The sequence below is a fragment of the Rhizobium skierniewicense genome (assembly GCF_014196515.1).
GTDB classification, from domain to species: domain Bacteria; phylum Pseudomonadota; class Alphaproteobacteria; order Rhizobiales; family Rhizobiaceae; genus Agrobacterium; species Agrobacterium skierniewicense.
Genome location: NZ_JACIDV010000001.1, coordinates 542,909 through 562,965 on the forward strand (window position 1 = coordinate 542,909; position 20,057 = coordinate 562,965).

A 20,057-nucleotide genomic window follows, 5' to 3' on the forward strand; every position below is an offset into this window, starting at 1 on the left:
GATGCTGGTGATGATCTTGTCTCCAATCGGTGCAAGGGCTGCCTCGATAACGCAGGCCGACTGGTCGGCTTACAAGTCGGCGTTTCTCGATCCTGCCGGACGTATTGTTGATACTGCAAACAACAATATCAGCCACAGCGAGGGACAAGGATACGGCATGTGGCTTGCCGTTCTTGCCGATCAACCGGCCGATTTCGAGCTGATCTGGTCGTTCACCCAAACCGAGTTAATGGTTCGGGATGATGGGCTGGCCGCGTGGAAATGGGACCCGCAGGCGACCCCGCATATTTCCGATATCAACAATGCCACCGATGGCGACATCCTGATCGCCTATGCCTTGGCACTGGCATCCAGGCAGTGGGGCAAGACTGATTATGCTGAAGCTGCCCGCTCCATTGCCGAGACGGTGCTTGCCAAAGCGGTTGTCCAAAGGGGAGGGCGCACACTTCTGTTGCCTGGAACGACAGGTTTCGGAGAAGACGATCGGCCGGACGGGCCAGTCGTTAATCCTTCCTACTTCATTTTCGAAGCCTTTCCCGTCCTGAACGAGCTTGCGCCTTCCCCGCTTTGGGCTGCGTTGAGCAAGGACGGTCTTGCACAGATCACGGCCTATGCCTTTGGCCCGAGAAAACTTCCCGCCGACTGGGTTTCGGTAAAAACAAAGCCACGGCCCGCCGACGGATTTCCGCAGGAATTCGGATATAATTCCGTTCGAATACCGCTCTATCTGTCGAGAGCAGGGTTAGGAGATAAGAAGCTTCTGGAGCGTTTGCAAAATGGAACCGTGATCGACGGCGGCAACATGGCCACATTCGAGCTGCGAACCGGAGAACCGAAAGATGTTCTGTCGGATGCCGGATATCGCATCATCCCAGCGCTTTCAGCCTGCGTTAGCGACAAAACACCTATTCCAGAGGATCTCCGTCGTTTCACGTCAACACTTTATTATCCATCTTCGTTGCATCTCTTGGCTCTGTCATTTGCGACTGAAATGCATCGGGAGTGCTTGTGATGGGAAAGTCGCTTTACATATCAGCCGCGATATTGGCTCTGTGTGGTGTCACCGCATACCAGTGGCGCGATGAACTGTTGGGACGGGTGTCGCGTGTTCACACGACCGGTTCGATCCTATCCGATGGGTTCGGTGCCGTATCCTCTTCCGCAAATGTACCGCTAAAGAACAATGCCAACCCACCCGTGACGACACCTGCTCCGGGCAATCCCTCGGCGATCAAGGTCGCGCAGGCTCCGCGTCAGCCTTCGGCTTCTCAGCTCACGCCAACGCCCGCGTCCTCCCAACCTGTCGTGGTGGATGAAAGTGCACTTCGATATTTTGCCGCGCAAGGTGATACGGCGCGGCTTCAGGCGGAAATCGCCCGGTTGCGGGCGCTTTACCCCGATTGGACGCCCCCAAGCAATCCGCTTGCCGTTCCAGAGGAGGGCGATCCGCAACTGGAGACCATGTGGCAGCTTTATGCCAATGGCCGGTATGCGGAGGTGCGCAAGGCGATCGCTGATCGTCAGGCGGCAGATGCAGGCTGGCAGCCGCCCCCAAACCTGACCGAGATGGTGGGGCTTGCCGAGGCACGGCAAAAACTGATCAACGCTTCCGATCTCAAGCAATATAACGCCGTCCTCGATACGGCCGCAGCAAGTCCCGGACTGCTGACATGCGGCGAGGTCGATGTGCTGTGGCGTGTGGCGGAAGCTTTCGCGCGCACCGATAAGCCTGAGCGCGCGCGGGACGCCTATAACTATGTTCTGAGCAATTGCGAAGGTGCCAGCGATCGGCTCGCAACCGTCCAGAAGGCTTCGGAACTTCTCCCGGTTGCGATGGTGAATGATCTTCTTTCGAAAGAAAAGCCTGGGGTAGACGGACTTCTGGAGTTCGAGCCCATCAAGAACGATCTCGCCCGTCAGTTCGTCGCCAGTGGTGGTGAGAGCAAGGACGTCATCGTTCCAGCTGCCTATTTGATGCGAATGGAGCGCCTTGCCGAAAGCGACAAGCTGGCCAGCGACGCACTGTTGCTGGGCTGGTACAATCTGCGCCGTGAAAATCAGGATGCGGAAAAATGGTTCCGGCAAGCAAAAGCGGCAGACGATTCAGCATCTGCCTCGCAGGGCCTCGCGCTGGCCTTGATCGCCCGGAACGAACCGCGCGATGCAGAAGACGTGTTATATAAATGGCGTGATGCGTCGGACGATGCGCGCAAGACCTATCTTGCAGCAACCGCCAATCTTCTGGCGCTTGATCCGCCCATTGCTCTGGAGCCTGACGTTTTGCGGCGCATTGCGGAAGAAACCGTTGCGCAGAAAGATGCCGCGACAGCGCAGGAGTTCGGCTGGTATTCCCGTGCGTTTCTGCAGCCGCAAATGGCGGCGCAGTGGTTCGCCACGGCCTTGGGCTGGAAGACCGATGACGAGCCATCCGCCTATGGACTGGCGCTGTCCTATCAGGATTTGAACAACGTTGCCGGCGTGCGCCAGCTCCAGCAGCAATGGGGCGCGCAGTCTGAGCGTATTCTCGCCGTTGGCAGGCCCGATCCTTCTGCGTCGCCGCGCATCGCCCGTCAACACGTCACTGACGTCCAGCCCACCGATGTCGTCTATCAGGAAGGGGCGACCACGGCTGCGCCGAGACAAAGAAGAACGGTTGTTGCCCAAAACCAGCCATCGCGGAAAACAAGCCGGTGCGACGCAACGTTCAATCCGGATGGTCTTCCGCCCCAGCAAGCCCTGCAACAGGGCTGGTGCCTGATGGATGCCAACAGGCCCGCGGAAGCACTCAAGGCTTTCGGGGCGGCGCTGAAGGGCGGCCAGCCAACGATCCGAAGTGACGCGGCCTACGGCCAGAGCCTTGCCTATCTGCGCATGGGCCTCACCGACAATGCCGCCGTCTCGGCCACAAAATCCGGTATGGACAAGACCAAGGCGACAGAACTTCAGATCGCTATCCTTACGGACCGGGCATTGGCGGCCTACAATAACGGCCAGTACGAAAAAGCGCTGATCCTGCTCGACCAGCGCGCCCGTTTCGCCACTGAACGGAATGATCTGATGGTAATCCGAGGTTATTCATATCTCAATTTGGATCGCTATGCCGAAGCCATCCAGGTATTTGAGGGCCCGGCATCGACGGGGCATCGAGACGCCGTCAGAGGCCTTGCCGCGGCACGCGATGCGCGCCCGAGCAAAGGTCCTCGCGGAGGTTGATAGCGACAGGATTTTTTGTCGTTTAGCGTTGCAGGTCGATCAACGGATCCACTGCATACCGTCGATCTGGATATCCTGACCCGTCATGAAATTGGGCTCGGAGGTCGCGAGGAATGTCACCACGCTTGCCACATCCTGCGGGGTGCCGACCCGCTTCATCGCAATACCTGCCGCGAGCTGCGCTTCTCGCGCGTCGATCATGGCATTCGAGCGCTCCGTCTTGATGACACCTGGACAGATGGCATTGACGACGATCTCTGGGGCCAGTTCTTTTGCAAGTGCCTTTGTCATCCCCAGAATGCCAGCTTTCGCCGCCGTATAGGAAAATTTGCTGACGGCACTGGTGACGCCGCCCGTATGGGCGTTCATCGATGACATATTGATGATGCGACCGCCGCCATTGCGGCGCATGACAGGGACTGTTGGCTGGATATAGTTGAAGGCACCCTTGAGGTTGGTGTCGATGGTGGTATCGAATTCCTCCTCGGAAATCTCTTCTATACCCTTGGCCATGGGGCGGCCCGCATTGTTGAAGAGGACGTCGATCCTTCCCAGTCTCGCATCCACATTCCCCACGATCTCGGCCGCGCGTGTGTAGTCACGCACATCCGCTCGATAGGTAAGGGCTTCGCGTGAAAGTTCCCGAATTTCCGCTGCGGTGCGCGCCAGATCATCCTCCATCATGTCGACCAAGACGAGATCGAACCCGTGCTTTGCAAAATCCAGTGCACAGGCCCGCCCGATACCACGACCGCCGCCGGTGACAATCGCCACTTTACGGATCACGTCAGGCATCGGCATTCTCCTTGGCGTAGAGCGCGATCTCTGCGTGCGTTCCGAACCACACATCGTCATGGCTCTGGATATGCTGGATCAGTTCTTCGAGGATGAAGATGCGCGAGCGGTAACCGGACACGTGCGGATGCATGGTCAACAGAAACAGGCCGCCTTCCTCATAGGCGCGGTCGAACTCGCGTTTGAAGATGTCGAGCACTGCGGGTGGAGGCGTGTAAGGGCGGTGGGCTGTGAAACGGTTCATGTTGAAATAGACAGCATCGTCTCTGATCCATTCCACGGGTAACTCGACAATGCCGGTGGGCTCGCCGCTTTCAAGCAACTCATAGGGATCGTCATCCGCCATCAGCGAGCTATCGTAAAGAAGTCCGAGTTCGCGCTCTATTTCCAGTGTTACTGCGGAAAAATCCCACGACGGCGTGCGCATTCCCACCGCGCGGACGCCGGTGATCCTTTCGATCGTCTCGGCGGCGCGCAGATGCAGTTCACGCTCTTTTTCGGGCGGTACCTTCGTGTTCACCTCGTGGATCCAGCCATGCAAGCCGATCTCGTGGCCCTCGGCAATCACGCGTTTCTGCTCGTCGGGATAAAGAAGGGCCGTAACGGCAGGCACGAAAAAGGTAGCGGGAACGCTGGTTTTTTTCAGAACGTCCAGAATGCGTGGTACACCGCGGCGGTTGCCATATTGCCCTTGTGAGAGACGGCCGATGGATTCCCCGCCATCGCGCAACTCATTGGTCTCATGGTCGCTATCGAAGGAAAGAGCCACGGCGCAGCGTGTACCATTCTTCCAGACCTTCGGTTTCAGCGAACGGCCAGCCCGCACTTTCTCGACTTTGCCGCGCCATGTGGCCTCGTCCCATTCCCACGGTTCCATATGTCGTTCTCCCCGTCTTCTATTCGGCCGCTTGCGGCAGGACCGGCACGGCCGCGAGCAGTCGCTTGGTATAATCGTGCTTCGGGTCAGCGTAGATCGCGCTCGTCTCGCCCTCTTCAACGATGCGGCCCTGATACAGGATGGCCACGCGGTCGCAGAGGTGTCGAACGACCGACAGATCGTGGCTGATGAACAGAAGTGACAGATCAAGCTCTGCTCGCAAGCGTATCAGAAGGTTGATGATTTGGGCCTGTATCGAAACGTCGAGGGAGGCCACGGGTTCATCGCACACGACGACGTCGGGCTGCATGGCGAGTGCTCTGGCAATGGCGATGCGCTGCCGTTGGCCGCCGGAGAACTGATGGGGAAAACGGTTGACGAAAGCGGGGTCCAATCCCACCGCGGCCAGCCAACGTCTCACATAATCGGGTGCTTCCGCGCGGCTCACCAACCGGTGCGCAAGCGGCCCTTCGGCGATGATATCGCCAATGCGCATACGACCATTGAGAGAAGCGAACGGGTCCTGAAAGATGGTCTGGACACGTGTCGTGATCTTGGACGGGCTGCGTCCGGCACTCATCACGGGTTGACCATTGAGCCGGATGACGCCCGATGTCGGCACGGTGATGCCGGCTGCCATGCGCCCCAGCGTCGATTTGCCGGAGCCGGATTCGCCCACCAGCCCCAGCACGTCACCACGCTTGACAGTGAGCGAGACACCATCGACGGCCTTGACGACGGTGACCGGCTGCGACAGGCCGGATCTGATGGCTAGCCCATGCAGAAAACCGACGGGTTTTTCGAAGCGTTTCATTGCATTGTCGATGACGAGATAGGAGCTGCCGAGAGGCGGCAGATTGGCGGTCGCTGCTTTTCGCGGCGGTGGGGCCGCATCCGCAATACCGCTGCCGCGCAACAACAGCTCGCCCGGCTTGGCGCGAGACGGCAACGCTTCAAGCAGGGCCTTGGTGTATTCATGCTGCGGCTTCGTCAACACGCCAAGCGCCGGGCCGATTTCGACGATCTTGCCCGACTTCATGACGGCAACACGGTCAGCGATAGAGGAGACGACCGCGAGGTCGTGGCTGATCCAGATCAATGCGGTGCCGAGGTCAGCAACCAGTTCTTTCATCTCAGCCAGGATTTCGGCCTGGATCGACACGTCGAGCGCCGTTGTCGGTTCATCGCAGATGATCAGCTTGGGTCGGTGTAGCAGCGCGATGGCGATTGCCACGCGCTGGCGCATGCCGCCGGAAAACTGGTGCGGGAAGAAATCGACCTTTCGTTCGGGATCGCTGATCCGCACCTGAGCCAAGGCCTTGATAGCTCGTTCGCGCGCATCTGAACTGCTGATGTTTCCGTGGGCTTCCAGCGCCAGCTTGATCTGCGTGCCGATGCTCAAAACGGGGTTTAGCGTCATCATCGGGTCCTGGAAGACCATCGAAATGACTTTGCCACGGATGGCCCGGAGTTCGTGGCTGGGCAGGCCGACCAGCTCCCGGCCCTCCAGCTTGATTGAGCCCTCCACGATACGGCCGGGTTCATCGATCAGGCCGATGATGGAGAACCCAGTAATCGATTTGCCGGAACCGGATTCACCGACCAGACCCAACACTTCGCCGGGCGCAACGGAAAAGGAGATGCCATCAACGGCCTTCACGTCGCCTCGTCCACTTGGGAACCAGGTTTTCAGATTGGTGACGTCGAGAAGCGGGGTCGCAGATGTTGCAGTCGGTGTTGGGTTCATCTGCGAAGCCTCGGGTTAAGCTGGTCGCGTATCTGGTCGCCGACGATGTTGAGCGAGACGATAAAGAGAATAAGCGCCACACCGGGATAGATCGAAATCCAGTAGCGACCCGAAAGCAGATACTGGAAGCCATTGGCGATCAGCATGCCCAATGATGGTTCGGTTGGTGGCAAGCCGACACCGAGGAAGGACAGTGTCGCCTCGAGCGAAATGGCGCTCGCCACCTGTACGGTTGCGACAACGATAAGGGGCGGCAGCGAGTTGGGCAGGATATGTTTCAGCACAACGCGCCACGGTGACAGCGGAATGGACAATGCCGCCTCGACATAATCCTTCTGTCGTTCGGCAGCCGCGGCACCATGGGCGGTGCGGGCGAAATAGGCGTATTGGGCAAAGATCAGCGCCAGAATGAGCTGATAACGACCTTGTCCCAGCACGGCGGCAATGACGAAGGCCAGGAGAATGGCCGGGAACGAAAGCTGCAAATCCACGATGCGCATGACGAGGCTTTCGAAACGTCCCCCGATATAGGCGGCAGAGCAGCCGACGACAGCCCCGATGACGAAGGCAATGCCACCGGCAATGATGCCCATTTGCAGCGAGATACGAAGGCCATAGATAATAGCGGACAGGAGATCGCGGCCCTGAGAATCCGTGCCCAGCCAGTGGGTGTAACCGCCGGTGCCGACATAACCGGGGGGGCGACGGGCATCGCGCAGCACCAGATGCGCAAGATCATAAGGGTCTTGCGGCGTTACGAGTGGTGCAATGAGGGCGACCAGCACAATAATGAACACCATGACCGCGGCGCCAAGGGCAACCTTGTTGCCGCGAAATTCCTCCAGAAACCTGTAGAACGGAGTGTCGCGCATCAGGCACGTCCCTTTCTCAAACGCGGGTCGAGCAGCGCATAAACGAGATCGACCACGAGATTGATGACGATGAACAGAAGGGCGACGAACATCAGGTAAGCGACCATGACCGGCCGGTCGAGCGAGGTGATGCTGTCGATGATGAGTTTGCCGAGCCCTGGCCAAGAGAAGATGGTTTCTGTCACCACCGCAAATGCCAGCGTCGAGCCAAGTTCCAGACCGAATACGGTGACAAGCGGGATCGAGATCAGCCGCAGAACGTGACGGCTTAGCACCGTGAATTCCGAAAGACCGGCGGCACGGGCGAATTTGACCGTATCGCTTAGCATCAACTCACGGGTGCCAGCGCGCGCAAGGCGGATCATCAGCGAGAATTTGAACAGTGCGAGATTGAGAGCCGGCAATATCAGATGACGCAGACCATCGCCGGTCAGAAAACTGAAATCGACGCCGAACAGGCTGACCGTCTCCCCGCGGCCACCGGCGGGCATGCAGCCGCACTGAACCGCAAAGACCATGATCAGCATCAGGCCGAACCAGAAGGTCGGCACCGAAAAGCCCAGAATGGACAATGTCATGATGGCACGAGAGACAGGGCTGTGCGGGCGGTACCCGGCATACATGCCGATGGGTATGCCAACAAGGCTTGCAAATAGCACTGCCGCCAATGTCAGTTCCAGAGTGGCCGGGAGACGTGTCAGGATCAATTCACTGACGGGCATGTTGTAGACAAAAGACCGTCCGAAATCTCCGTGCAGAATGCGGCCGACAAAGGTAAAATATTGCTGCCACAGCGGCTGGTCCAGGCCATATTGCGCAATCACGGCGGCGCGAATGTCCTGCGTGGCATCGGGAGAGATCAAAACGTCAATCGGATTGCCGACGGCATAGACGCCGCAGAAGACGAGCGCCGACATGGCGATGACCACGATGAGCGCCTGCCATAGTCTTTGCAGGATGAAACCAAACATGCGTTCCCAGTTCTCCCGTCTTGTGCGGGTTTGTCCGTCTCTTTACGACGTCCGTGTGGTTGTCAGTGCCAGTCGGTCTCCAGCAATGCGCGCGTTTCCTTCACGGCCACATCCCAGATCGCCAGCATGTCTTCATCCGCCCGCTGATAAAGCCCGTGATAATTGCCATCGCCCAGCAGTTCGCGTTTGCGGGCTGCGCCCACACGCGCCAGCGCTGCATAGTCGATCTGAGGTTTGGACGTGTCGGGCTGGCGCTGGTCGGTCGTGCGCGTCCATGGGAAATTCTCCATCCACGAGGCATGCGAAGCGGCAGGATCGATCTCCTGCACCTTTGCCAGTGTTTTCGGTGCCCGCCACCAGTCATGGAATTTGACAGAGGCGTCGGGATGCATGTTCAGCCACTCGGAAATAACGGTGGTGGCTGGTACATTGCCACCGTGGCCGTTGACGACGAGGATGCGACGAAAGCCGGACCGGTACATGCTGTCGAGCAGATCTCTGATGACGCCGATATAGGTGGAGAGCGACAGGCTGAGCGTTCCCGGAAAGGTCGCAAAGGAGGATGCCAGGCCATAAGGCACGACCGGAAACACCGGGATTCCCAACGGCTCGGCCGCATCGACCGCGATCTTCTCGGCCAGGATCATGTCTGTCGCAAGACTGAGATAGGCGTGCTGTTCGACGCTGCCGATCGGCAAAATGCAGCAATCGTTTTCCGCGACGCGCTCTTCAACCTGCATCCAGTTCATGTCGGCTATCTTCAATTCGCTATCCCCATTCTCATTTGCGGCGCAAAGGCGCAAAGAACGTCCACCATTTGGCATTTCAGCACAATATTTGTGCTTTTTGCCTATCTGCGCTCCATCAAACAAAGTTCTAAATGGAACTAAAAAAAGAAATTGACAGCCATTTAAACCAACGTCAAGTTCCATACGGGACTAAAATGAATGGCAGTGAAGCGAGGATTGATTGCGACAATCACGGGGACCAACACTGGATGCTCTGCTGCGGGAAGGTGGCAAAATTGCCGCCGGAAGCCACGGCGTGGAGGAACTCGTTTCCGTCAAGCTCTGGCAAAATCCGTGCTGGTTGTCGTTCCGGTTCAATTTTCTAGCCCTGCAATTTAACGAGCCGATCTATCGACTGATCGAAAAGGAACACGGTGTTCCGCGACCGGAATTCGTCGTGCTCTATTCGCTCGGGCTATCCGACGGGCTGACGGCCAGTGCGATTTGCAGCTCCTCCGGTTTCCCAAAAAATACGATCAGCCGGGCGATCCAGAAGCTCATCGACAAGAATATTATCCGCCGTGAAATCGACCAGACGGATCTGAGGAGTTTTGTCCTCTTTATCACCGACGAAGGCAAACGCATCGTCGAGCAGGCCATGCAGCCAATGGTCGAGCGCGAAAAGGCGATGGTCTCGTCGCTCACCCCCGCCGAACAGCTGATGCTGTCGGAGCTGCTTGCCAAGGTCGTCGTGGATTCACCGAACTGGCCCCCTATGATACCGACAGAGGAGAACGAAGAATGATAATCTCGAAAACAGTCCGCACAGCTGTGCTTGCAACGGCTTTGCTGGGTAGCGTCTCAAGTGCCGCCCTTGCTGCCGATCTGACAATCGGCGTGCGCGCCGGGCCGCTGTCGATCGACCCCGACTTCACCGCCGCAGGCACCCACGCCGAGGCAATGAAGCATATTTACGATTCGCTGATCAAATCCGGCAACAACCTGGAACTCGAACCGGGCCTTGCCACCAGCTGGACGGCGATTGACGACAGCACCTGGGAATTCAGGCTGCGCCCCGGCGTGAAATTTCATGATGGATCTGACTTCACCGCAGAAGACGTCAAATTCTCCATCGAGCGCATTCCGCGTGTTGCCGGCCCAAACCCGACCACGATCTATGTACGCCGCGTGAAGGGTGTCGAGATCGTCGATCCATTGACCATTCGCGTCAAAACGGACGGCCCGGCTCCGAACCTGCCGAATGATTTCATCCGTTTGTTCGTCGTCTCGCACATTGCTGCCAAGGACTATTCCGACAGCGCCGAAAAAGCCTCCGAAGGCTTCAATTCCGGCAAGGCCGCCATTGGCACTGGCCCCTACAAGTTTGTCTCGTGGACGCCGAAGGAGCAGCTCGTTCTGGAGCGTTTTGACGGATACTGGGGTGGCAAGGAGCCGTGGGACAAGGTCATTCGCAAGGAACTACCGAATGATGCGGCCCGCGTGGCCCAACTGAAGGCGGGCCAGGTCGATCTCATTGCGCGCATTCCGGCCTCCGATGTGCCGACGCTGGAGCAGGATTCCAAGCTTACCATCGTTCGACAGGACAGCGTGTATCTGTTCAACATCGCTTTCGATTTCCGCGAAAAGTCGCCACAGGTCAGCGCCAAGGATGGCTCGCCGCTGCCGAAGAACCCTTTTACCGACCCAAGGGTTCGCGAAGCCTTTGATCTTGCGATCGACAGGGAAACCATCACCGAGATCGCCATGGAAGGCATGGGCACGGTCCAGTCGCAGCTCGTCACGCCGAACATCTTTGGCTACAATCCTGATGTGAAGCCGACACAATCCGACGTGGACAAAGCGAAGGCTTTGCTGACGGAGGCCGGGTATCCCGATGGCTTCAAGGTGACCTTCTCCTTCACCAATGATCGTCTTCCCGGCGACAAGGATGCGGGTACCACGATCGCACAGATGCTGACCGCGATCGGCATTCAGGTTGAAGCCAATGCCCAGCCTGGCGCGGTTTATTTCCCGGCCAACACACGTGGCGATTATTCGCTGACGATGTCAGGATGGGGGACGCTGACGGGTGAAGCGAACTATACGCTGTCGTCGCTTGTGCATACCAATGAGCCTGCCAAGAAGCTGGGTGCTTTCAACATTCGCGGCTACTCGAACCCGGCGCTCGATAAGCTGATCGAGCAGGCGGGTGTCGAAATGGACGCTGCCAAGCGCGCGCAATATCTGAAAGACGCTAACGCGATCGTGGCATCGGATCGCCCCAATCTGTCGATCGCCTCGATCATCTCCGCATGGGGCATGAAAAAGACCATCACCATCGCGCCGCGCTCGGACGAAGACACGTTGGCGATGAACATCCGCCCAGCACAATAAGCTGCGCGGACTTCGATGACCGGGCCGGGCAAGATGTTGCCCGGCTCATGTCGTTCAAAAGAAGGAAAAATGATGGGAAAGATCGCATTGGCAATTCATGGCGGGTGCGGTGTCATGGCAAAGCTCGGCTTGACCGATGAGGAGTGGCAGGCGGCACGCATCGATCTCGCTCATGCTTTGCGCGCGGGCTGGGCCGTGCTCATATCCAACGGGTCAGCACTCGATGCGGTCCAGGCAGCGGTCGTGGTGCTGGAAGACAGCCCGCATTTCAACGCAGGCTACGGTGCTGCACTCAATGCCGATGGCGATCATGAGTTGGAAGCCTCGATCATGGATGGCGCGACGCTGGAGGCTGGCGGAGTGACGTTGGCAAGACGGATTCGCAATCCGATCAAGGCTGCACGACGCATCATGGAAAAGGGTGAGGCCGTCATGATGGGGGGCAGCGCTGCAGACGACTTTGCCAGAGATGAAGGCCTCGACGTTGTCGAGAATAGCTACTTTACCACCGAAAGGCGTGTCAAAGCGCTGGCTGCTATGAAGGCCCATGCAGAGGCAGGCACAGCGGCGGTGGCGAGCGAGTCCGAGAAACACGGCACCGTTGGTGCGGTCGCGCTTGACGCTGCCGGACATCTGGCTGCGGCGACCTCGACAGGTGGTTACAACAACAAGCCGGTCGGTCGGATCGGTGATACCCCCATCGTCGGTGCCGGCACTTACGCCCGTGACGGGCTCTGCGCTGTCTCTGGCACAGGAAAAGGTGAGTTCTTCATCCGCTATGCAGTTGGCCACGAAGTGGCAAGCCGCATCGGATATCTTGGCGAAACTGTGGAGCAGGCAGCCTCCAAGATCATTCAGGAGGATTTGAAACCGCACGGCATTGGGGCCGGGCTGGTGGCCGTCGGTGCCGACGGTTCGATTGCAGCGCCCTATAATACCGATGGCATGTTCCGCGGATGGGTTACATCGGACGGAACATTCTACGTCGCCACACATGATCAGGTTTTCGCGGTGGCATAAGTGGAGCCGGTCCACCTTGCAGGGTGGGCCGCTCCTCACCTGATGCGCGAGTGATTGGGGAAAAGCAGTCTTTGTATCCCCACCACCTCCGCGTGGCTCAGGTCTTCAAGCTTCTGGGATCAAGAGCGTCCCTTATCGCATCACCCATATAGTTCACGCTGAGAACGGTCAGCGAGATCGCAAGCCCTGGCCATAAGACGCGGGAGGGTGTCAATTGCAGGAAATTGGCGCCATCAAACAGCAGGCGGCCCCAAGTCGGAAAGTCGGAGGGGAAGCCGAGGCCGAGGAAGCTGAGCGCGGACTCGGTGATGATGGCGGCGGCAATGCCCAACGTCGCCGATACCATGATCGAACTGAGAACATTGGGCAATATGTGCTTGATAATGATGCGGTATTCACGCATGCCGCTCGATTTCGCCGCCAGAATGAACTCCTGGTTTTTAATCGAGAGAACGTCGCCGCGCACGATGCGCGCCGTGTGCATCCAACTGGTGATGCCGATGACGGTCACGATGAGAATGAAAATCCCCGTCTCGGGACCGAATGCAGCGCGCAATGTATCGCGAAACAAAAGCAGGATGACCAGCAAAAGCGGCAACAGGGGCAGGGCGAGGAACAGGTCCGTCAGCCGCATCAGAGGCCCGTCTAGCCTGCGAAAATAGCCAGACAGGACACCCACAAGGGTTCCAAGGAACAGGGCCAGCAACATGGCCGTGATGCCGACGGCAAGTGAGATGCGTCCGCCCGCCAAGACCTGCGCCAGCATATCCTTCCCCAGATTGTCTGTGCCGAAAGGATGCGCCAGAGATGGCCACTGGTTGCGGGCTTTCACATTGATGGCGTTGGGAGCGACCCGATGGATGTAGGGGCCGACATAGACGGCGAGAACAATGAATGTAAAAACAATCAGCCCGACCACGCCGCCCTTGTGGGCGCGAAATTGTTTCCAGATATCGACCAGGGCAGATTTCATCGGGCTGGAGGCGGCGTTTGATGGCGCGACCGTTGCATCAGTCATAGCGAATCCTCGGGTCGAGAATGCCATAGAGAACGTCGGCAATCAGGTTGAAGAGAACGATCAAAACGGCAAATATGAAAGTTAGCGTCTGAACCAGAGGAATGTCGGCGCCCTGCACTGCGGTGATCAGCAATTGCCCAAGGCCGTTCACACGGAAAATCTGCTCGGTGATGATAGCGCCGGAAAAGATCGTCGGAACGCCCAGCGCAATGACGGTGACCACCGGGATAAGGCTGTTGCGCAGCACATGTACCAGGAGAACGGTCTTTTCCTTCACCCCCTTGGCGCGGGCGGTACGGACATAGTCCTGATGAAGATTATCCAGCATGGAGGCGCGCACAAAGCGGCTGATCTGCGAGACATTGTAGAGTGTCAGAACCAGCACGGGCAGGAACATCTGCTTGATCTGTAGGAGAAAACTGGACCAGCTGTTGACCTGGAGGTTGGTATCGTAGACCGACGGGAACCATTGTAGCCAGGAGCTGAACACCACGACCAGCAGAACGCCCGTGAAGAAGGTGGGGACGGAGTAGCCCAGCATCGATATGAAAGTGCCGATCTGATCGAAGATGGAATATTGCTTATAGGCAGAAATGACGCCGATCGGGATCGCCAGAATTGTTCCGAAGAGATAGGCAAGGCCCACCACCCAAAGCGTCTGTGGCATGCGCTGTACGACGAGATCGACGACCGGACTGCGCGTCGCCCAGGACAGTACACGCATTCTCTGGCCATCGCCAAACTGCCAGCCGGTCAGTTTCTCAATGAGGTTAAGCGGTTCGTTGATGAAGAATTGCTGGAGCCAGTAGAGATAACGCATCAAGAAAGGTTGATCCAGGCCAAGCGATGCGCGGATTTGTTCCCGAACCTCTGGCGGGATTGTCAGCGGCAGATCGCCAGTGGGGTCGTTGGGTGCGAGATCAAGCAGTGCGAAGATAACAAAGCTGATGACGAGCAATGTCGGGACGGCAAAGAAAAGTCGCCGCATCGTAAAGGCAAACATGGGTGCGTCTCCGGACCTTCGAGAAATGCAAAGTCACCGGCTTCGTCGGTCAAGACAAAGCCGGCGCGGCCTGCATTCTTATTTCTTGCGGGACCAGTCCGCGATATTCCAGAGCTCGGAATCCCAGCCGGTCATCTTGACACCCTCCAATGTCAGCGATCGCGACGAAACCTGTCCGCGGTAGATGAGCGGAATGTGCGCGCCTTCTTCTGTCAGCATATCGTTGAGCTTTTTGGAAAGCTCGATGCGCTTCTCTTGTTCGGCAGTTTTGGAAAGTTCACCGAGAAGCTTGTCATATTCCGGGTTGCAATAACGTGGAATATTCTGGCCCTGCCAACCGTTGGAGGGAGCGGGGACCTTGTCGCACAGCCATTCCGCCAAATATTTTTCCGGGTCCGTTCCGTCGAAGTTGTTGGTGTACATTTCCACGTCGGCGTAGAACTTCTGGAAGGTATCAGGGCTTGCCGGATCCCCGCCGAAGAACACCGAAGCGCTGGTATTGCGCAACTCCGCGTCAACGCCGATCTGCGACCACATATCCTTGACCAATTCCTGCGTGGCTTGACGAACGGAGTTGGTGGAGGTGGCGTAGAGGTAGGACAGGCGAACGCCATTCTTGGCACGGATGCCGTCTGGACCCTTGGCCCAGCCAGCATCGTCTAGCAGCTTGTTAGCGCCGTCGATGTCTTGGGTTAGGCACCAGTCGTTTGCCGTTGAAGCATAGGCTTCCGGACCGGGCACGATGTTACATGTTGGCCTACCGGATTCGCCATAGGCAGCTTCATCGATGATGTTACGGTCGATCGCCATGGAAAGAGCCCGGCGAACGGCAGGGTCCGACAGGGATGGATGTGGACCGGCTTCCTTGGTCGATCGTTTGTCGCCCAACGCCGGGTCGGCATTGTAATGATTGAGGTTAATGCGCTCAACCTGGGTGCCAAACGCTGTGACCAGCTCACCCTTACCCGCGGCCACCATGGTCGCCAGAATTTCGGGCTCGACCTGCATGTTCCAAGCGTAATCGAACTCACCGGTTTCCAACACCGCGCGGGCAGCGGAGGCCGCGTCACCGCCGCCTTTCAGCGTGGCTGTCGCGAAGGCAGGTTTGTCCGGATCGCGGTAGTTTGGATTCGCGATGAAGCTGATGACATCGTTGGGTTTGAAATCCTTGACGACGAAGGGGCCGGTTCCGATGGGTCCGAAATTCGCCGATGTGCAGCCGGGGGCTTTCGCGCCGACGCAATTTTCGAATTGCTTTTTCTGAATGATCGGGGACTGGCCACCGACAAAGGCGCTGTAGGGATAAGGCTTGGGTTCGTTGAAGGTAATTTTGACAGTGTGTGGATCGGGCGCTTCGACCGTTTTGACGCCTTCGTACTGTGCCGCCTGTGCGCAACCGCCGTCCGGGGCTGTGCAATATTTCCAGGTGAAAATCACGTCTTCGGCCGTCAGCGGTGTACCATCCGACCATTTTACGTCGGGCTTGAGCTTCCATGTCATGCTCAGCAAGTCTTTCGATATGCCACCATTTTCCAGCGTCGGGATTTCGGTGACCAGCGTGGGGACCAACCCGCCTTTTTCGTCGTACCGCGCCAGCGGCTCGATGACCATGGAGGCACTGTAGTACTCCTTCGTGCCACCCGAGAGATACGGGTTGAGCGTGGATACGGCCTGCCAAAAGAGTATCTTCAGTTCGCCGTCAGTGCCGCGTTCCGCATGCGCTGCAGGTGGGGCGAATGCCAAGGCGGCGACGCTGCCTGCTAACAAGATATTGGATTTTCTCATTTTATTCCCCGTTTTGGATTGTTTTGCGTTTGCGCAGCGCGTGCGCGTCCTCGACGCTTCCTTGCAGCTGTGGCTTTTCTAACCACTTGACTTCACAAGGATTTCTTCAATTTCTCCTTTGTTTCGAAATTCTGAAAGCGAGTCCGCATCATTGGCCTCATGCGTATTTGACCAAATTTTGTGCCATCTAAACACGAGCCTATTTTTCATTCAAGATGCAAATTTCGCACTTGCAAAAAGAGATTTTACGAACGCAGTATGGGGGCAGACCTGTGGGGAACCATGGAAAAAAAGGGGTGCAGAAATGCCGATTTTGAATCGTGTCGCCGAAATGCAGGACGATGTAGCCGCTTGGAGGCGCCACCTGCATGAGACGCCGGAATTACTCTATGACGTCTTCCAAACATCGAAATTCGTCGCGGAGAAATTGCGGTCGTTCGGCTGCGACATCGTGGAAACCGGCATCGGCAAGACCGGTGTCGTCGGTGTCATCAGGGGTCGGCATGGAGATGGCCCAACGATTGGCTTTCGCGCCGATATGGACGCATTGCCGATTATGGAAACCAGCGGCAAGCCGTGGGCGTCAAAGGTCCCCGGCAAAGCCCACTCCTGCGGACACGATGGTCACACGGCCATGCTGTTGGGCGCTGCACAATATCTTTCGGAAACCCGCAATTTCAAGGGTTCCGTCGCTGTGATCTTCCAGCCTGCGGAGGAGGGTGGAGCTGGCGCGCTTGCCATGCTGAATGATGGCATGATGGACAAGTTCGGCATTGCAGAAGTTTATGGCATGCACAATGAACCCGGTATTCCCGTGGGTAATTTTGCCATCCGCAAGGGCTCCGTCATGGCGGCGGCTGACAGTTTCGAAATCAAGATTACCGGTCGTGGAAGCCACGCGGCGGCACCGCATCTGTCGATTGATCCTGTCTTGACATCGGCGCACGTCATCATTGCCCTACAGTCTATCGTGTCTCGCCAGATGGATCCGTTGAAATCGCTTGTGGTCACTGTCGCGACCACCCATGGCGGCACGGCGGTGAACGTCATACCGGGTGATGTAACGTTGACGGGGACCGTTCGAACATTGCTGCCGGAAACGCGAGATTTTGCCCAGAAGCGCCTGACCGAAGTTGCCCAGGCAACCGCGCAAGTTCATGGCGCCACCGCGGAGGTGACCTATCGCCGGGGTTACCCCGTGACCTTCAATCATGAAAACGAGACCGATTTTGCCGTGGGTGTGGCCAGCGCTGTCGCTGGATCCAATGCGGTCAATTCCAATGCGGCCCCACACATGGGTGCGGAAGACTTTTCCTACATGCTGGAAGCACGTCCTGGAGCTTTCATCTTCCTCGGTAATGGCGATACGGCTGGTCTTCATAACGCAGCATACGACTTCAATGACGAGGCGCTTCCCTATGGCATCAGCTATTGGGTCGGGCTCGCTGAAAAAGCTCTCGCCGCTTGATGCGGCTGCGCCTTCATTTTTAGGAGATGTCCATGCTGCTGTCAGCCACTGCAATGGAACATGCTGGCGGTTCGGTCAGCCCCGTCATTTCCGTTCAGAATCTCACGACCTCCTTCCGTCTGGAAGGAGCTTGGAAATCGGTGGTGCGCGATATGAGTTTCGATATCGCACCGAAAGAGACTTTGGCCATCGTGGGCGAAAGTGGCTCCGGCAAAAGCGTCACGTCGCTTTCCATCATGCGTCTGCTGGACAAGAAGACCAGTCGCATCGAAGGCAAGGTCGTGCTCGGTGGTCGTGATCTTCTCTCTTTACCGGAAGAAGAGATGCGCAAGGTGCGCGGCAGGGATATCTCCATGATATTCCAGGAGCCGATGACCAGTCTCAATCCGATCTTCCCGATCGGTAAGCAGATTTCTGAAGCGCTGACGGTGCATCAGAACATGTCGTCATCTTCTGCCAAGGCCGAAGTGATCCGGTTGCTGGAAAAGGTGCGCATCCCCAACGCCAAAGCCCGTTACGATGAATATCCACACCAGTTTTCCGGCGGTATGCGCCAGCGTGTCATGATCGCCATGGCGCTGTCTTCCAAGCCAAAGCTTCTGATCGCCGATGAGCCGACCACGGCCCTCGATGTGACGATCCAGGGCCAGATATTGGATCTCATCAAGACCCTTCAGGAAGAGGAGGGCATGTCGGTTCTCTTTATCACGCATGACATGGGCGTGGTCGCCGAGGTGGCGGACCGCACGATCGTGATGTTCCGTGGAGATATGGCCGAAACTGGCACGACCGACGATATCTTCCATCGCGGCAAACATCCTTACACACGGGCCCTGTTGTCCGCCGTTCCGAGGCTCGGCTCGATGGCGAGCCTCGATCTGCCCATGCGCTTTCCGGTCATCGACATCAAGACCGGCGAAAATCAGCCGTTGATGGAGGTGACGGACACAGTCAAGAAGTCGATGACGCCGATCCTCTCGGTCAAGGATCTCACCACGCGTTTCGATATTCGGTCTGGCATTCTCGCGCGCAAATCCGGTGCCGTTCATGCTGTTGAAAAGGTGTCTTTCGATTTGCATGAGGGCGAGACCCTGTCTCTGGTGGGTGAATCCGGTTGTGGCAAGTCCACAACAGGGCGCTCGATCACCCGCCTGATAGAGCCGACCGCTGGTCGTGTCACGCTGGACGGATACGATGTGATGCGGCTCGATAAACCCAGTTTGCGGGCGATGCGCCGCAGCGTCCAGATGATTTTCCAGGACCCCTTCGCCAGTCTCGATCCGCGCATGACAGTCGGATCTGCCATTATGGAGCCGTTTCTCGAGCACAGGCTGGGAACGAAGGCGCAGGCGCGGGAGAAAACTGCAGGGCTTCTTCAAAAAGTCGGGCTTTCTCCCGATATGATGCGGCGGTTTCCTCACGAGTTTTCAGGTGGGCAGCGCCAACGCGTCGCTATCGCGCGCTCGCTCATGCTCGACCCAAAGATCATTGTTGCGGATGAAGCGGTCTCTGCACTCGATGTCTCCATCAAGGCGCAGGTTTGCAATCTGCTTCTCGATTTGCAGCAGAGCCTCAATCTGGCGTTCCTGTTCATCAGCCATGATATGGCGGTGGTGGAACGGGTCAGTCATCGCGTGGCCGTGATGTATCTCGGAGAAATCGTCGAAATCGGGCCGCGCTCCGCTGTCTTTGACAATCCCCAACACGAATACACACGCAAGCTCATGTCGGCTGTTCCGGTGCCGGACCCAACGCGACGCGCCATCAAGCGCAATATGGCGACGGATGAGATCAAAAGTCCGATCCGGCCCGTGGATTATGTTCCACCGGTTCGGCGGTACCGCGAGGTGTCTGCCGGACATCTGGTTCAGGATATCGCCTGAGCGACCGGTCGCCGGGGTTCGAATTTCCTTTCTCTCTTGTGTAACCACCAATCCGGTGTCAGAGCGGCGCGCTATGGCATGGCTAAAACTGCATGTCTGAATGATCAAAATTTAATCAACGCGACGAATTGCTTTTAAATCATACGATTGAGACTACCCGTTCGGGTAGGTATTTGTGTTTTTATCATGGAAACTACCCATCCGAAACAACGCCCTACCTATTCCTCAATCCCCTTCCACTCTGCGGTTGAGCGATGCACGGTAGCGTCATCACAAAACGGGA

The 20,057-nt window shown here is 57.5% G+C and carries 16 protein-coding genes; 7 read left to right on the top strand and 9 right to left on the bottom strand.

Translation table 11 applies throughout. The annotated features are described in order from the left end of the window. Positions 1 to 10 precede the first annotated feature (10 nt). Positions 11 to 1,012: a glycosyl hydrolase family 8 gene (locus tag GGQ73_RS02380; RefSeq protein WP_234910843.1), complete on the top strand. Its 1,002-nt coding sequence runs from the start codon at positions 11 to 13 to the stop codon at positions 1,010 to 1,012. After that, complete coding sequence (locus GGQ73_RS02385; protein ID WP_183893661.1) at positions 1,012 to 3,213, top strand: cellulose synthase; 2,202 nt, start codon at positions 1,012 to 1,014, stop codon at positions 3,211 to 3,213. Before GGQ73_RS02380 ends, GGQ73_RS02385 begins: the two co-directional genes overlap by 1 nt. A 39-nt stretch (positions 3,214 to 3,252) precedes the next feature. Here the strand turns inward: GGQ73_RS02385 and GGQ73_RS02390 are convergent, their stop codons facing one another. From GGQ73_RS02390 to GGQ73_RS02415, 6 genes are all read right to left on the bottom strand, one after another. Beyond that, a complete protein-coding gene (locus GGQ73_RS02390) occupies positions 3,253 to 4,008 on the bottom strand; it encodes an SDR family NAD(P)-dependent oxidoreductase (RefSeq protein WP_183893663.1) in 756 nt (251 codons plus the stop codon). After that, positions 4,001 to 4,885: a polysaccharide deacetylase family protein gene (locus tag GGQ73_RS02395; RefSeq protein ID WP_183893665.1), complete on the bottom strand. Its 885-nt coding sequence runs from the start codon at positions 4,883 to 4,885 to the stop codon at positions 4,001 to 4,003. Before GGQ73_RS02395 ends, GGQ73_RS02390 begins: the two co-directional genes overlap by 8 nt. 19 nt (positions 4,886 to 4,904) lie before the next feature. Next, on the bottom strand, positions 4,905 to 6,632 hold the full coding sequence (locus tag GGQ73_RS02400) for a dipeptide ABC transporter ATP-binding protein (RefSeq protein ID WP_183893667.1): 1,728 nt from the start codon (positions 6,630 to 6,632) through the stop codon (positions 4,905 to 4,907). Then, positions 6,629 to 7,504: an ABC transporter permease gene (locus GGQ73_RS02405; RefSeq protein WP_174154647.1), complete on the bottom strand. Its 876-nt coding sequence runs from the start codon at positions 7,502 to 7,504 to the stop codon at positions 6,629 to 6,631. Before GGQ73_RS02405 ends, GGQ73_RS02400 begins: the two co-directional genes overlap by 4 nt. Next, positions 7,504 to 8,475 carry an ABC transporter permease gene (locus GGQ73_RS02410; RefSeq protein WP_174154645.1) on the bottom strand — a complete coding sequence of 324 codons (972 nt, stop codon included), beginning with the start codon at positions 8,473 to 8,475 and terminating at the stop codon, positions 7,504 to 7,506. Before GGQ73_RS02410 ends, GGQ73_RS02405 begins: the two co-directional genes overlap by 1 nt. A 62-nt stretch (positions 8,476 to 8,537) precedes the next feature. Further along, positions 8,538 to 9,239 (bottom strand): creatininase family protein, encoded by a 702-nt coding sequence (locus GGQ73_RS02415; protein ID WP_183893669.1) that lies wholly within the window; start codon positions 9,237 to 9,239, stop codon positions 8,538 to 8,540. Positions 9,240 to 9,444: 205 nt separating this feature from the next. Between GGQ73_RS02415 and GGQ73_RS02420 the strand changes: the two genes are divergently transcribed. The 3 genes from GGQ73_RS02420 to GGQ73_RS02430 all read left to right on the top strand — a co-directional run bounded on the left by GGQ73_RS02420 (position 9,445) and on the right by GGQ73_RS02430 (position 12,617). Continuing rightward, complete coding sequence (locus GGQ73_RS02420; protein WP_234900382.1) at positions 9,445 to 10,008, top strand: MarR family winged helix-turn-helix transcriptional regulator; 564 nt, start codon at positions 9,445 to 9,447, stop codon at positions 10,006 to 10,008. Further along, positions 10,005 to 11,597, top strand: a complete 1,593-nt coding sequence (locus GGQ73_RS02425) for an ABC transporter substrate-binding protein (RefSeq protein WP_183893671.1) — start codon at positions 10,005 to 10,007, stop codon at positions 11,595 to 11,597. The genes GGQ73_RS02420 and GGQ73_RS02425 overlap by 4 nt, the downstream gene beginning before the upstream one ends. A gap of 72 nt (positions 11,598 to 11,669) precedes the next feature. Beyond that, positions 11,670 to 12,617: an isoaspartyl peptidase/L-asparaginase family protein gene (locus GGQ73_RS02430; protein ID WP_183893673.1), complete on the top strand. Its 948-nt coding sequence runs from the start codon at positions 11,670 to 11,672 to the stop codon at positions 12,615 to 12,617. A 97-nt stretch (positions 12,618 to 12,714) separates the two neighbouring features. Here the strand turns inward: GGQ73_RS02430 and GGQ73_RS02435 are convergent, their stop codons facing one another. The 3 genes from GGQ73_RS02435 to GGQ73_RS02445 form a co-directional block, all read right to left on the bottom strand. Then, positions 12,715 to 13,635 (bottom strand): ABC transporter permease, encoded by a 921-nt coding sequence (locus GGQ73_RS02435; protein WP_174154639.1) that lies wholly within the window; start codon positions 13,633 to 13,635, stop codon positions 12,715 to 12,717. Then, on the bottom strand, positions 13,628 to 14,638 hold the full coding sequence (locus GGQ73_RS02440) for an ABC transporter permease (protein WP_174154637.1): 1,011 nt from the start codon (positions 14,636 to 14,638) through the stop codon (positions 13,628 to 13,630). Before GGQ73_RS02440 ends, GGQ73_RS02435 begins: the two co-directional genes overlap by 8 nt. A 78-nt stretch (positions 14,639 to 14,716) precedes the next feature. Then, the gene (locus GGQ73_RS02445; RefSeq protein ID WP_183893675.1) at positions 14,717 to 16,423 is read right to left on the bottom strand and encodes a peptide ABC transporter substrate-binding protein; all 1,707 of its coding nucleotides are present in this window, start codon (positions 16,421 to 16,423) and stop codon (positions 14,717 to 14,719) included. 304 nt (positions 16,424 to 16,727) lie between these two features. Between GGQ73_RS02445 and GGQ73_RS02450 the strand changes: the two genes are divergently transcribed. Then, positions 16,728 to 17,891, top strand: a complete 1,164-nt coding sequence (locus GGQ73_RS02450; RefSeq protein ID WP_183893677.1) for a M20 aminoacylase family protein — start codon at positions 16,728 to 16,730, stop codon at positions 17,889 to 17,891. Positions 17,892 to 17,923: 32 nt separating this feature from the next. Continuing rightward, positions 17,924 to 19,774: an ABC transporter ATP-binding protein gene (locus tag GGQ73_RS02455; protein WP_183893680.1), complete on the top strand. Its 1,851-nt coding sequence runs from the start codon at positions 17,924 to 17,926 to the stop codon at positions 19,772 to 19,774. Positions 19,775 to 20,057: the final 283 nt, after the last annotated feature.

Excerpts from the sequence above, each read along its gene's own strand:
- GGQ73_RS02380 (WP_234910843.1), top strand. The coding sequence starts at position 11 with ATGATCTTGTCTCCAATCGGTGCAAGGGCTGCCTCGATAACGCAGGCC.
- GGQ73_RS02385 (WP_183893661.1), top strand. The coding sequence starts at position 1,012 with ATGGGAAAGTCGCTTTACATATCAGCCGCGATATTGGCTCTGTGTGGT.
- GGQ73_RS02390 (WP_183893663.1), bottom strand. The coding sequence starts at position 4,008 with ATGCCTGACGTGATCCGTAAAGTGGCGATTGTCACCGGCGGCGGTCGT.
- GGQ73_RS02395 (WP_183893665.1), bottom strand. The coding sequence starts at position 4,885 with ATGGAACCGTGGGAATGGGACGAGGCCACATGGCGCGGCAAAGTCGAG.
- GGQ73_RS02400 (WP_183893667.1), bottom strand. The coding sequence starts at position 6,632 with ATGAACCCAACACCGACTGCAACATCTGCGACCCCGCTTCTCGACGTC.
- GGQ73_RS02405 (WP_174154647.1), bottom strand. The coding sequence starts at position 7,504 with ATGCGCGACACTCCGTTCTACAGGTTTCTGGAGGAATTTCGCGGCAAC.
- GGQ73_RS02410 (WP_174154645.1), bottom strand. The coding sequence starts at position 8,475 with ATGTTTGGTTTCATCCTGCAAAGACTATGGCAGGCGCTCATCGTGGTC.
- GGQ73_RS02425 (WP_183893671.1), top strand. The coding sequence starts at position 10,005 with ATGATAATCTCGAAAACAGTCCGCACAGCTGTGCTTGCAACGGCTTTG.
- GGQ73_RS02430 (WP_183893673.1), top strand. The coding sequence starts at position 11,670 with ATGGGAAAGATCGCATTGGCAATTCATGGCGGGTGCGGTGTCATGGCA.
- GGQ73_RS02435 (WP_174154639.1), bottom strand. The coding sequence starts at position 13,635 with ATGACTGATGCAACGGTCGCGCCATCAAACGCCGCCTCCAGCCCGATG.
- GGQ73_RS02440 (WP_174154637.1), bottom strand. The coding sequence starts at position 14,638 with ATGTTTGCCTTTACGATGCGGCGACTTTTCTTTGCCGTCCCGACATTG.
- GGQ73_RS02445 (WP_183893675.1), bottom strand. The coding sequence starts at position 16,423 with ATGAGAAAATCCAATATCTTGTTAGCAGGCAGCGTCGCCGCCTTGGCA.
- GGQ73_RS02450 (WP_183893677.1), top strand. The coding sequence starts at position 16,728 with ATGCCGATTTTGAATCGTGTCGCCGAAATGCAGGACGATGTAGCCGCT.
- GGQ73_RS02455 (WP_183893680.1), top strand. The coding sequence starts at position 17,924 with ATGCTGCTGTCAGCCACTGCAATGGAACATGCTGGCGGTTCGGTCAGC.